The sequence below is a fragment of the Pseudomonas sp. BF-RE-21 genome, assembly GCF_019947305.1.
Classification (GTDB): Bacteria; Pseudomonadota; Gammaproteobacteria; order Pseudomonadales; family Pseudomonadaceae; genus Aquipseudomonas; species Aquipseudomonas migulae.
On the sequence record NZ_JAGYGF010000033.1, the window covers coordinates 21,999 to 34,940 of the forward strand.

The following is a 12,942-nucleotide window of genomic DNA, read 5'->3' on the forward strand; positions in this document are numbered from 1 at the left end:
CTCAATGCCCCACAGGGAAGGCAATCGGCGCCGAGCGGGCCAACCCGCCCCGGCACTTGAGCACGCGCAATTGCGCAGGCCTGGCATCGATGGCGATGCGCAGCGCGGCCGGTGACGGGTTGATCGCTTCATGGATCGAGCGGTAGGCGAATGCCAGGGTCGAGCCGGTTTCCGCCGCCACCTGCAAGCGCCGCAAGGCGCGGTCATCCGCCTTGTGCGGCCAGCACAGCACTGCGCCGCAACTGCCCGAACGCAGGCATTGTTCCGCCGCCCACAGCGCATCACGCTCGCTGGCCTGGATGATCGACAACTGGCGCAGATCAACCCCGGCGTTCTGCCAGGCTTGCGGATACGGCACGTAGGGTGGCGCCACCAGCACGATGCGCTCACCCGCCGCCGACAACCGCGCCAGCGCCGGCCACACCAGTTGCAACTCGCCGACGCCCTGCCCGGCCAGGAGGATTTCGGTCAGCGCCGCTTCCGGCCAGCCGCCAGTGGGCAACGCCGCATCCAGCGCCGCATGCCCGGTGGGTTGCGGGCTGACCGTCGGTGGCGCAGGCCGGCCCTTCCAGACCTGGCCGCCATTGAACAGCGTGTCCAGCGCAACGACGGCGCCCATCACCCTTGCCTCACCAGACCGCAGAACACCCCTTCGATGGCCAGGTCCTGATCGGCCTCGACGATGATCGGCTTATAGGCCGGGTTGCGCGGCAACAGGCGCACCGCATCGCCGACCCGCTCGAACCGCTTGATGGTGACTTCGCCATCAAGCCGCGCCACGACGATCTGGCCATTGAGCGCTTCGGGGTTGCGATGCACGCCCACCAGGTCGCCATCGAGGATGCCGTCCTCGATCATCGAATCACCCTGGACCCGCAGCATGTAATCCGGCACCCGGGAGAAGATCGACGGGTCGAGCAGCAAGCGGCTGTGCACCTCGGCATCGGCACCGATCGGCGCCCCCGCCGCCACCCGGCCGAGGACCGGAATGTCCAGCAGCTCGGGGCGCGCCGGTTGCCCGAGCAAACGAATGCCTCGGGCCTGATGCGGATTGACCTCGATAAAACCGGCTTCGGTCAGCGCCAGCACATGCTTGCGCGCCACGCTGCGGGAGGCGAAACCAAAGGCCTCGCTGATTTCAGCGAGGCTCGGGGACTGACCGTGCTCCGCGATTCGATCACGGATAAACGTCAGGATGGCGGTACGGCGGGGAGTTAAAGTCGTCATGGAGTACATTTGTACTCTTTTGGCTTTTTTATGGCAAGGCCCGCCAGTCAGCTCCCCCCCTTTATCACGGGGCCCGGCATACCGCACATCCAGAGTCAGGCCCTACAACGTCCGCTGGCCATTGCCGATATCCTTGGCTTTCTCGATCCCCCACTCCATCGCGGCCTCCATGTCGAGAAAATGCAACGCCGGGTGATCATTCTCCTCAATGGCCGAGCCATCGGGTCGGTATACCCCGATGAACATTCCCAACGAACCGTCTCGCAGGATCTCGGCCTTGACCTTGATGCTGCAATCGTTCGACAGCGTTTCCGTATGAACCATGTGGCGCTCAGTCATCATCGCGTTCCTCCGGGTGATTGAATCCAGTAAAGGCGATCTGCAGTCCCTGTTTCAAGTTCGACCCATCCGCCAAAAGGCGTGATTTATGGGGCACAAGACAGCGGCGTAATGCCACCTATACTACAAGCCACCGCCCCCTCGGGGTCTGCAATCCCAACAATAAAAAGCAGAGGTGGAACATGGTCTGGCAGCAAATCTACGATCCGTTCGGCAACCCGGTCATTTCAACCATCATGGCCGCTGTGCCGGTCGTGGTGATGCTCGCAGCCCTGGCCTTTTTCCACATCAAGGCCCATCTGGCGGCCTTGCTCGCCCTCGCCTCGGCGCTGGTCATCGCGATTTTCGCCTTCGGCATGCCGGCGAACATGGCAGGCTCGGCCGCCCTTTACGGCGCCGCCAACGGCTTGCTGCCGATCGGCTGGATTGTGCTGAACATCATCTTCCTGCACCGGCTGACTACCGAGAACGGCTCATTCAAAGTGTTGCAGGACTCGCTGGCGCGCATTACCGACGATCGCCGCCTGCAACTGCTGCTGATTGCCTTCTGCTTCGGCGCCTTCTTCGAAGGGGCTGCCGGTTTCGGCACACCCGTGGCGGTGACCGGCGCGATTCTGATTGGCCTGGGCTTCTCGCCGCTGGCGGCGTCGGGCCTGGCGTTGATCGCCAACACCGCGCCCGTGGCGTTCGGCGCCCTCGGCACGCCGATCATTACCCTGGCCAAAGTGACCGGCCTGGACGAAATGGAACTGTCGATGATGGTCGGCCGGCAATTGCCGTTTTTCTCGGTGATCGTGCCGTTCTGGTTGATCTGGGCCTTTGCCGGGTGGCGCAAGATGCTGGAAATCTGGCCGGCCATCCTGGTCGCCGGGGTCAGTTTCGCCGTGCCGCAGTTCCTGGTCTCCAACTATCACGGGCCGATGCTGGTCGACGTGATCGCCGCGCTGATTTCCATGGCCTGCCTCACCGGTTTTCTCAAGGTGTGGAAACCCGCGACCGTGCACACCTCCGCCGCGCTGTCCGGGCGCGTCGACAACTCCAAAATAGCCGAAGAGCATGACGAGAAACCCATCGCCAGCGCGACCTTCGCCAGCGATGCCAAGCCTGCGGTCATGCGCGCGTGGATGCCGTGGATCATCCTCACGGTGTTCGTGTTCGCCTGGGGCACCCAAGGCTTCAAAAACCTGTTCGATACCCGCCCGGCGATTGATCCCGTGACCCACTCGGCCAAACTCGACCCCCAAGGCAAACCGCTGCGCGAAGCGAACCCGATCTTTGCGCCGGTCGTCACCTTCGGCACGATCCACCAGCAAATCGAAAAGGTCCCGCCGGTGGTGCCTGCGCCTAAAACCGAGGACGCGGTCTACAAGTTCACCTGGCTGACCAGCACCGGCAGCGGCATTTTGCTGGCGGCGATCTTTGGCGGACTGTTGATGGGTTATTCCATCCCGCAGTTGGTCAAACACTATCTGCGCACGATCTGGGTCGTGCGTTACTCGCTGATTACCATCGTCGCGATGCTCGCGCTCGGCTTCCTCACCCGTTATTCGGGGCTGGACGCGACCATGGGCCTGGCGTTCGCTGCGACGGGCATCTTTTACCCGATGTTTGGCACCTTGCTCGGCTGGCTCGGCGTGGCGCTGACTGGGTCGGACACGGCGTCCAATGTGCTGTTCGGCGGGCTGCAGCGGGTGACGGCTGAGCAACTGGGGCTGAGTCCGGTGTTGATGGCTGCTGCCAACAGTTCCGGTGGGGTCATGGGCAAGATGGTCGATGCGCAGTCGATCGTGGTGGCTTCCACTGCTACGCGTTGGTATGGGCATGAGGGGGAAATTCTGCGTTATGTGTTCTTCCATTCCGTCATTCTGGCGATTCTGGTGGGGGGGTTGGTGACGTTGCAGGCTTATGTGGCACCGTTTAGTCATATGGTGGTGGGTGGGCATTGAGCGCTGGGGGCATATCCGTTTCTGCGGTGATGGCTGCTGGCGGTTTCGCTCTTACAGCGAGTCACTTGGAAAAGCCCCAAGTAACCAAGGGCTCTTGCCCCTTTCGTTCGGTGGCTCGCTAATGCTCGCCATGCCCTCGCTCCGGTCCTGCTCCGTGGGCCCGCCGCCATCGGCCATCCATGGCCGGGGGCGGCTACCGCGGCATCCTTGCCGCGGTGCCCACTGCGCAGAACCTCCACTCGGCCTCTCGAGGGGGCGTGTACCTCAAAAGCCAGATCAAAAGCGGAAGGCGAGCTAACGCTCGGCCTGATGAGTGGTGAAAATCAAAAGCAAACGCGATTCCCTGTAGGAGCGAGGCTTGCCCGCGAAAAACGTCTAGGCGACGCGTTCATTCAGACACCCCGCGTTATCGTTGACGTCCATCGCCAGCAAGCTGGCTCCTACAAGGGAAATGCATATGCATTTGGATAAATACGATCAACTGTAGGAGCCGGCTTGCTGCGGGCGGCGTTCCGACGATAGCGGTGAGTCAGTCAACGTATGTATTGGCTGGACGGACGCCATCGCCAGCAAGCCGGCTCCTACAGGGGGAATGTGCAAACATCCAAAATTAGTGCAGCCACCACAATGTGGGAGTGTGCACACGACCGAAGAGCCAGGTCGGCTGGCAGGCCGCCTCGTTTTTGCTTTTGCGGTACACGCCCCCTCGAGAGGCCGAGTGGAGGTTCTGCGCAGTGGGCAACCCGGCATGGATGCCGGGTTAGCCGCCCCCGGCCATGGATGGCCGATGGCGGCGGGCCCACGGAGCAGGACCGGAACGAGGGCATGCCGAGCCTAGGCGAGGCACCGAACGACAGGGGCAAAAGCGCTTGGTTACTTGGCGCTTCTCCAAGTGACTCGCCGTAAGGGCGAAACCAATATCAGCCATCACCAAAATAACGGATACACACACAAAACCTAAGTAAACAGACCGCTGCCCGGCCGCACACGAACGGAGTATCGTAAAACGACCATGAACATTCTCTACGATGAACGCGTTGACGGAGCGCTGCCCGACGTCAACAAGTCAGCACTGTTGCAAGCCCTGCAAACCCGTTTGCCGGCCCTGGAAGTGCTGCATCAGCAAGAAGAACTCAAGCCATACGAATGCGACGGACTCTCGGCCTATCGCACCACGCCCCTGCTGGTGGTCCTGCCACGCCATCTCGACGAAGTACAAGGCGTGCTCCGGCTCTGCCATGAAATGCACGTGCCGGTGGTAGCCCGCGGTGCCGGCACCGGTTTGTCCGGCGGCGCGTTACCGCTGGAAAAAGGCGTGCTGCTGGTCATGGCTCGCTTCAACAACATCCTGCACATCGACCCGGCCGCTCGCACCGCACGGGTCCAGCCCGGCGTACGCAACCTCGCTATTTCCCAGGCAGCAGCCCCCTTCGGCCTGTACTACGCGCCCGACCCTTCCTCACAGATCGCCTGTTCCATCGGCGGCAATGTCGCCGAAAACGCTGGCGGCGTGCATTGCCTGAAGTACGGCCTGACCGTGCACAACCTGCTCAAGGTCGACATCCTGACCGTGGACGGGGAGCACCTGACATTGGGCTCCGATGCCCTCGATTCACCCGGCTTCGACCTGCTGGCACTGTTCACCGGTTCCGAAGGCATGCTCGGGGTGATCACCGAGGTCACCGTCAAACTGCTGCCCAAACCGCAGTCCGCCAAGGTGCTGCTGGCGGCGTTCGACTCCGTCGAGAAAGCTGGGCGAGCAGTAGGTGACATCATTGCCGCCGGCATCATTCCGGGCGGTCTGGAAATGATGGATAACCTGGCGATCCGTGCCGCTGAAGACTTTATCCACGCCGGCTACCCCGTGGACGCCGAAGCCATCCTGCTGTGCGAACTCGATGGCGTCGAAGCCGATGTCCACGATGACTGCGACCGCGTGCGGCAAGTGCTGGAACAGGCCGGCGCCACCGAAGTGCGCCAGGCCAGGGATGAAGCCGAACGCGTGCGTTTCTGGGCCGGACGCAAGAATGCCTTTCCGGCGGTGGGTCGGCTCTCGCCGGATTATTACTGCATGGACGGAACGATCCCGCGCCGCGAGTTGCCCGGCGTGCTGCGCGCCATTGCCGCGTTGTCCGCCGAGTATGGCTTGCGCGTCGCCAACGTTTTCCACGCCGGTGACGGCAACATGCACCCGTTGATTCTGTTCGACGCCAATCAACCGGGTGAGCTCGACCGCGCCGAAGCGCTGGGCGGCAAGATCCTCGAATTGTGCGTGAAGGTCGGCGGCAGCATCACCGGCGAGCACGGCGTGGGCCGCGAGAAGATCAATCAGATGTGCGCGCAGTTCAACGCCGATGAGCTGACGCTGTTTCATGCCGTCAAAGCCGCGTTCGATCCCGGCGGATTGCTCAACCCCGGCAAGAACATTCCGACGCTGCACCGCTGCGCCGAATTTGGCGCCATGCACGTGCACCTGGGTCAGTTGCCCTTCCCTGATCTGGAGCGATTCTGATGCGCAGCGAACTCGATATCGATGACAGCGGCGTGCTGCTGGAGCAGGTCAATCAAGCGCTGGAAAACGCCACGCCGCTGCGCATTCAGGGCTCCAACAGCAAGGCGTTTCTGGGGCGCATCGTTGCGGGCGAAGTACTCGACACGCGCAGCCACCGAGGCATCGTCAGCTACGACCCGACCGAGCTGGTGATCACCGCCCGCTGCGGCACACCCTTGTCCGAACTGGCGCACGTGCTGGATGAAGCACAGCAAATGCTGCCCTGCGAACCACCGTCCTTTGGCGACGATGCCACCGTCGGCGGGATGATCGCCAGTGGCCTGTCGGGACCGCGTCGTCCCTGGTCAGGCTCGGTGCGCGATTTCGTCCTCGGCACACGGGTCATCACCGGGTACGGCAAGCATTTGCGCTTTGGCGGCGAAGTGATGAAAAACGTCGCCGGTTACGACCTGTCGCGCCTGATGGCCGGCAGTTTCGGCTCCCTTGGCGTGATCACCGAAGTCTCGCTCAAGGTCCTGCCCAAACCACGGCAAACCCTGAGCATCAGCCTGGAAATGGATAGCGATCGTGCCTTGCTGCGCCTCGCGGAATGGGGCCAGCAGCCGTTGCCGATCAGTGCCGCGTGCCACGACGGGCAACGCCTGCACTTGCGGCTTGAGGGCGGCGAAGGCTCGGTGGCGGCGGCTCATGACCGTTTGGGCGGTGAGCTTCTGGACGCCTCGTATTGGGCGGATCTCAACGAGCACCGACTGAGTTTCTTCGACGAGGGCCAGCCACTGTGGCGCCTGTCCGTGCCGCACAACACGCCGCGGTTGTCCCTGCCCGGCCGGCAACTGCTCGACTGGGGCGGCGCCCAGCGCTGGCTCAAGTCTGACGCCGAAGCGGCGTTCATTCGCCAGGTCGTGGATGAGGTCGGCGGCCATGTAACCTGCTACAGCCATGGCCTGATCGACAGCCCGTTCCAGCCGTTGCCTGCCGCGTTGATGCGCTACCACCGCAGCCTCAAGCAACAACTCGACCCACGGGGCATTTTCAACCCGGCACGCTTGTACGCGGAGCTTTGAACCATGCAGACAACCCTGAGCGAAACCGCCCGGCAGCTGCCCCGCGCCGAAGAAGCCGAAAGCATCCTGCGCACCTGCGTGCACTGCGGTTTCTGCAATGCCACCTGCCCGACCTATCAATTGCTCGGCGATGAACTCGATGGGCCACGGGGCCGCATCTACCTGATCAAACAGGTGCTGGAAGGCAACGAGGTCACGCAGAAAACCCAACAGCATCTGGACCGCTGCCTGTCGTGCCGCAATTGCGAAACCACCTGTCCTTCCGGAGTCGATTATCACAACTTGCTCGACATCGGCCGGGCGGTGGTCGATGCGGCGGTGCCGCGCTCCATCGACCAACGTCTGTTGCGTGAGGGATTGCGCGGCGTCGTCCTTAATCCGGGACTGTTCAAAGCACTGATCAACAGCGGTCAGGTTTTTCGGGCACTGCTGCCCAACACCTTGCAGGCAAAGTTGCCTCGCCATGTTTATCTCCCCCGGCCACGCCCCACCACCCGCCATGCCCGTCAGGTGCTGATGCTCGAAGGCTGCGTACAGCCGAGCCTGTCGCCCAACACCAATGCGGCGGCGGCGCGGGTGCTGGATCGACTGGGTATCAGTGTCACCCCGTCCAGCGAAGCCGGGTGTTGCGGCGCGGTGGATTATCACCTCGACGCTCAGGCAGCCGGCCTAGACCGCGCTCGTCGCAATATCGATGCGTGGTGGCCGAGTATCGAGAACGGTGCAGAAGCCATCGTGCAAACCGCCAGTGGCTGTGGCGCCTTCATCAAGGACTATGGCCATTTACTCGAACGCGATCCGGCCTACGCCGAGAAGGCAAAAAGGGTCAGCGCGCTGGCCAGGGACCTGGTGGAAGTGTTGCGCGACGAACCGCTGGAAACACTCGGCATCCACAGTGACCAGCGTTTGGCCTTCCATTGCCCCTGCACTTTGCAGCACGCGCAAAAGCTCGGCGGCGCGGTGGAAGCGCTCCTTGCTCGCCTCGGTTTCAACCTCACACCTGTGCCCGACAGCCATTTGTGCTGCGGGTCGGCGGGCACTTATTCGATCACCCAACCCGAACTGTCCCGGCAACTGCGCGACAACAAACTGAATGCACTGGAAAGTGGCCATCCTGAAGTTATCGTTACCGCCAATATCGGCTGTCAGTCGCATCTCGACGGCGCGGGCCGAACCCCGGTCCGGCACTGGATCGAACTGCTCGACGCGGCGCTGCCCTCATCGATCACCGGAGATTCCCCATGAAAAGCAAAGCCGTCCTGAGCCAGACCGAAGTCAGCCGGATCCTCGCGGCCGCACGCACCGAAGCACAAAATAACCAATGGGCCGTGACCATCGCGATCGTCGACGACGGCGGCCACCCCCTCGCCCTCGAACGCCTCGACGGCTGCGCGCCCATCAGCGCGTACATCGCCACCGAAAAGGCACGCACCTCGGCGCTGGGCCGGCGCGAGTCCAAAGGTTATGAAGAAATGGTCAACGGCGGGCGCTTCGCGTTTTTGTCGGCCCCCTTGCTGACATCCCTGGAAGGCGGTGTGCCGATCATCGTCGACGGTCAGGTGGTGGGTGCGGTTGGCGTGTCCGGCGTAAAAGCCGAGCAGGATGCACAAGTGGCGAGCGCCGGGGCGCAATGCCTGAAGTGAACCGTGCTCGAGGAACGTAATCAGAAGAAACAAAAAAGAGACTTACGTCTCTTTTTTTATGCGCGGCTAGAATTGATAGTTGTCGCCGCTTTTTCGAACTGACAGAGCAACCGCCCACTTCAAAGGAAGCGCAAAGATGAATCGTCTTACTGCGAAAGACTTTGCCCCTGAGCTGCTCGAACTCTACGACTACTACGCCCACGGCAAGATCAACCGGCGAGAGTTTCTCGACCGGGCGGCGTTATTCACCCTTGGTGGCCTGACCGCCAGTGCGCTCCTCGCCGCCCTGAGTCCCGACTATGCCTTGGCCGAACAAGTGGCGTTTACCGACCCGGACATCATCGCCGAGTACATCACCTACCCCTCGCCCAAGGGCCACGGGCAGGTTCGGGCCTATCGGGTGCGTCCGGCAAAAGCCACCGGCAAAGTGGCGGCCGTGGTCGTCGTGCATGAAAACCGCGGGCTCAACCCCTACATCGAAGATGTTGCCCGACGCGTGGCCAAGGCCGGGTTCATCGCCCTCGCCCCCGATGGCCTGACGTCAGTGGGCGGCTATCCCGGCAACGACGACAAAGGCCGGGAGCTCCAGGCGACCGTTGATCCTGAAAAGCTCATGAATGACTTTTTCGCTGCGATCGAGTGGCTGATGAAACACGATACGACCACCGGAAAAGTCGGCATCACCGGCTTCTGCTATGGCGGTGGCGTCGCCAACGCGGCTGCCGTGGCCTATCCCGAACTCGGGGCTGCCGTGTCCTTCTATGGCCGGCAACCAGACGCCAGGGATGTCCCCCGGATCAAGGCGCCGGTGATGCTTCACTTTGGCGAACTGGACACACGCATCAACGAAGGATGGCCCGCCTACGAGCAGGCATTAAAAGCAGCCGGCAAAACCTATGAAGCCTACATCTACCCCGGCGCCAACCACGGTTTCCATAACGATTCCACGCCTCGATTCGATGAGGCCGCAGCCAAACTTGCCTGGGAAAGAACGCTAAACTGGTTCCGGCGATACCTGTCTTAGCGCCGCAAGCAATAAGTGGTCTTGAATTTTTATTGCTGTTTCCAGGTTTTTAAAGAGTGCATCACACATGAATAACAATGATTTTCTGTCGCAACAGAAACCACCCTTCAGCATTGTCCTGGTCAACTACAAAACCATCGAAATAACCCGGATTTGCCTCGACCTGCTACATCAGCACCTGGGCGACAGCAACATTCCGGTCTGGGTGGTTGATAACGACTCGGCCGATGAAAGCACCGACTATCTGCGCACACTGGACTGGATCAACCTGATCGAGCGAAAAGCTCCCGAGCCGGAGCATGGTCATATCGCGCATGGCAAAGCACTCGACCTGGTGCTGGAACGGGTTGAGACCGACTTTCTGTTCCTGCTGCACACCGATACGTTTATTTTCGACAAAAATGTATTTTCAATGATGTTGAACAAGTGCATTAAAAACCCGAATGTCGTGGCCGTCGGGTGCACAGAACAACTTAACCGCGGCACCACCAGAACCCTTTGGCGCTTTAGCTCACGACTGGTAAAACATCACGTCAGACGCCTGAAACTGTCCTTGGGACTACGTTCCAGAGAGCCAAAGCCCTACAGGGAAGTTTATTTGAAAAGCTTCTGTACCTTATGGAACTGCAAGCTGATGAAGCAACACGGCATGCATTTCCTGATGGATGAGCGCGTACCCGGTTATACCCTCCAGGACCGCATGACCCAGTTGGGCTATGTTGTTGAACTGTTGTCCCCGCGCAAGATATTCAGCTACCTCGACCATATTCAAGCGGGCACCGTCGCGGCCGCTGGCGGTTATGCGACAACGCACAGACGAACGAAGATGTACAACGACATCCTTAAACGTTTGAAAGGTGACAACAACCAGGTATCGGCAGCGCGTCACAAGTAGCGCGCCCCTCTTGCCGGAAGCACTCGCAGGTTGTTATGAACAGACTATTGGAGCGGTAATGACACCGATCACTCAGACACTTCCCATCGTCACCACCCCGGAGCTGGATTTTGACCAGAACGCTGCCAGCACTTTCGGTCACTCGCTAGCCAGTACTTATGCTCAAGCCACCCCCTTTCCACACATCGTCATTGACGATTTTTTACCGCAGGACCTGATTGCGAGCATCTGCGCGCATTTTCCCGTCGAGCCAACCAACAACGAAATGCTCTATGAGCGCGGCTATAAGGGTCAGCACAAACGGCAAGTCAGCCCCAACGAGTGCGATCCCTACTTGAAGACGGTTTTCAACGCTTTCAACTCGGCGCCCATGTTGCAGTTTCTTGAAAAACTCACAGGTATCGAAGGTTTGATTCCCGATCCTTACTTTACCGGCGGCGGACTGCACGAAACGAAAAAGGGCGGGTTTCTGGGGGTGCACTCGGACTTCCGGCTCAACAAAAAGTTGAATATCGAGCGCAGACTGAATGCCATTATTTACCTGAATCAGGATTGGCAAGAGGCGTACGGCGGCAACCTGGAGCTATGGGACGTCGGGATGAAGACGTGCCTCAAGAAAGTCCTGCCGATCTACAACCGCTGTGTCATTTTCAACACCGACAAGGACAGCAATCATGGACACCCGGAGCCTCTGACGACGCCGGAACACATTACACGCCGGTCCATCGCGCTGTACTACTACACCGCAGCAACCGTGGTGGCTGATCCTGCGCAAAGAAACAAAACCCACTACAAACCAAGGCCCAAGGATCGCTTGAGCCTCAAGTACTACCTCAACAAACTCATCAAGAAAAAAAACTGACGGCACCTGCGGTTATCCGACCACATCGATCAACTGCTCGCGTTGCGCCCCCGTCAGCATCGGGCCGAAACCGGCACCGGCATTGTCCGCCATGTAACGCGGGTTGCCGGTGCCGGGGATGACGCAGGTCACTGCCGAATGCGCCAGCAAATACTTGAGCGCCAATTGTGCCCAACTGGTGACGCCGACTTGCGAGGCCCAGCCGGGCAGCGGTTTGCCCTTCAAGCGGGCAAGCAAATCACCGCCGCCAAATGGCCGGTTGCAGATCACCGCCACGCCGCGTTCGCGACACAGCGGCAGGATGCGTTTCTCGACCCCGCGATCGTCCAGCGCATAGTTGATCTGCAAGAAATCCAGTGGCTCGGCTTTGAGCACCGCTTCCACTTCCTCATATGCCGACGCGGTGTAATGGGTGATGCCGATGTAGCGAATCCGCCCTTCTTCCTTCCATTTGCGCAATGTAGGCAAATGGGTTTTCCAGTCCAGCAGGTTATGGATCTGCATCAGGTCGATCCGGTCGGTCTGCAGCAGTTTGAACGATTGCTCCATCTGCGCGATGCCTTCTTCGCGGCCACGGGTCCACACCTTGGTGGCCAGGAACGCGGGTGAACGCGGCTTGTGGATCGACAGCAGTTCGCCGATGGTCTGCTCGGCGCGGCCATACATGGGTGAGCTGTCGATCACCGTGCCGCCCTTTTCAAATAACGCGCTGAGAACGGCGGGCAGGTTTTTGTAGGCCGGATCGGCAGGTGCGACATCAAAGCCGCGATAGGTGCCCACGCCGACAAGGGGCAATGGCTCGTTGCTGGAAGGAATGGCGCGGGTCAGCATGTTCTTGCCTCCTGTTTCCTTCGACGGCGCGGTGGCTGCAAAGGCCGGATCGAAAGTGAGCACCGCCGAAGCACCGGCAGCCAGCGTGAGTATTCGTCGACGCGTGTATCCATCAGTGTGGCTCATGGTGGTGTCCTTCCACTCTTTTGCGCTTGTTGCGCGGCAAACGGCGCGATCACCAGCGCCACGAGTCCTCTGCTAGCCAAGAGAATAGCTGCCGGCGGCAATTCGTCCTTGCTTGAAATACAACGAGGTCTCAAGTGCTGGTGGGCGGCAGCAATTGCTTGGGTGTATATCCATTATTTTGGTGATGGCGGCTGGCGGTTTCGCCCTTACGGCGAGTCACTTGGAAAAGCCCCAAGTAACCAAGGGCTCTTGCCCCTTTCGTTCGGTGCCTCGCCTAGGCTCGGCATGCCCTCGCTCCGGTCCTGCTCCGTGGGCCCGCCGCCATCGGCCATCCATGGCCGGGGGCGGCTAACCCGGCATCCATGCCGGGTTGCCCACTGCGCAGAACCTCCACTCGGCCTCTCGAGGGGGCGCTCAGATCAAAAGCTGAAGGCGAGCTAACGCTCGGCCTGATGAGTGGTGGAAAGCAAAAG

At 60.7% G+C, this 12,942-nt stretch carries 12 protein-coding genes; 8 read left to right on the top strand and 4 right to left on the bottom strand.

Translation table 11 applies throughout. The annotated features are described in order from the left end of the window. Position 1 precedes the first annotated feature (1 nt). From imuA to KGB25_RS19860, 3 genes are all read right to left on the bottom strand, one after another. On the bottom strand, positions 2 to 619 hold the full coding sequence (gene imuA / locus KGB25_RS19850; protein WP_008034486.1) for a translesion DNA synthesis-associated protein ImuA: 618 nt from the start codon (positions 617 to 619) through the stop codon (positions 2 to 4). Beyond that, the gene (lexA, locus tag KGB25_RS19855; protein ID WP_008034491.1) at positions 619 to 1,236 is read right to left on the bottom strand and encodes a transcriptional repressor LexA; all 618 of its coding nucleotides are present in this window, start codon (positions 1,234 to 1,236) and stop codon (positions 619 to 621) included. Before lexA ends, imuA begins: the two co-directional genes overlap by 1 nt. 93 nt (positions 1,237 to 1,329) lie before the next feature. After that, positions 1,330 to 1,566 carry a hypothetical protein gene (locus KGB25_RS19860; protein WP_032832733.1) on the bottom strand — a complete coding sequence of 79 codons (237 nt, stop codon included), beginning with the start codon at positions 1,564 to 1,566 and terminating at the stop codon, positions 1,330 to 1,332. A 182-nt stretch (positions 1,567 to 1,748) separates the two neighbouring features. On the opposite strand from KGB25_RS19860, the gene KGB25_RS19865 reads away from it, so the two are divergent. The 8 genes from KGB25_RS19865 to KGB25_RS19900 all read left to right on the top strand — a co-directional run bounded on the left by KGB25_RS19865 (position 1,749) and on the right by KGB25_RS19900 (position 11,512). Then, positions 1,749 to 3,512, top strand: a complete 1,764-nt coding sequence (locus KGB25_RS19865; RefSeq protein WP_008042563.1) for an L-lactate permease — start codon at positions 1,749 to 1,751, stop codon at positions 3,510 to 3,512. A gap of 1,012 nt (positions 3,513 to 4,524) precedes the next feature. After that, entirely contained in the window at positions 4,525 to 6,024 is a 1,500-nt protein-coding gene (gene glcD, locus KGB25_RS19870; RefSeq protein ID WP_008043914.1) for a glycolate oxidase subunit GlcD, read from the top strand. Then, on the top strand, positions 6,024 to 7,088 hold the full coding sequence (gene glcE / locus KGB25_RS19875; protein ID WP_008043912.1) for a glycolate oxidase subunit GlcE: 1,065 nt from the start codon (positions 6,024 to 6,026) through the stop codon (positions 7,086 to 7,088). The genes glcD and glcE overlap by 1 nt, the downstream gene beginning before the upstream one ends. Positions 7,089 to 7,091: 3 nt before the next feature. Continuing rightward, complete coding sequence (gene glcF, locus KGB25_RS19880; protein WP_223436362.1) at positions 7,092 to 8,333, top strand: glycolate oxidase subunit GlcF; 1,242 nt, start codon at positions 7,092 to 7,094, stop codon at positions 8,331 to 8,333. After that, positions 8,330 to 8,731 (top strand): heme-binding protein, encoded by a 402-nt coding sequence (locus KGB25_RS19885; RefSeq protein ID WP_207286609.1) that lies wholly within the window; start codon positions 8,330 to 8,332, stop codon positions 8,729 to 8,731. Before glcF ends, KGB25_RS19885 begins: the two co-directional genes overlap by 4 nt. A 136-nt stretch (positions 8,732 to 8,867) precedes the next feature. Then, positions 8,868 to 9,755 (top strand): YghX family hydrolase, encoded by an 888-nt coding sequence (gene yghX / locus KGB25_RS19890; RefSeq protein ID WP_008043907.1) that lies wholly within the window; start codon positions 8,868 to 8,870, stop codon positions 9,753 to 9,755. Between the two features lie 67 nt (positions 9,756 to 9,822). Then, positions 9,823 to 10,650: a glycosyltransferase gene (locus KGB25_RS19895; protein WP_008034047.1), complete on the top strand. Its 828-nt coding sequence runs from the start codon at positions 9,823 to 9,825 to the stop codon at positions 10,648 to 10,650. Positions 10,651 to 10,708: 58 nt separating this feature from the next. Then, a complete protein-coding gene (locus KGB25_RS19900; RefSeq protein WP_008043901.1) occupies positions 10,709 to 11,512 on the top strand; it encodes a 2OG-Fe(II) oxygenase in 804 nt (267 codons plus the stop codon). A gap of 12 nt (positions 11,513 to 11,524) precedes the next feature. On the opposite strand, the gene KGB25_RS19905 is transcribed toward KGB25_RS19900, so the two are convergent. Then, positions 11,525 to 12,469 (bottom strand): aldo/keto reductase, encoded by a 945-nt coding sequence (locus tag KGB25_RS19905; protein WP_008043900.1) that lies wholly within the window; start codon positions 12,467 to 12,469, stop codon positions 11,525 to 11,527. Between the last annotated feature and the right edge of the window lie 473 nt (positions 12,470 to 12,942).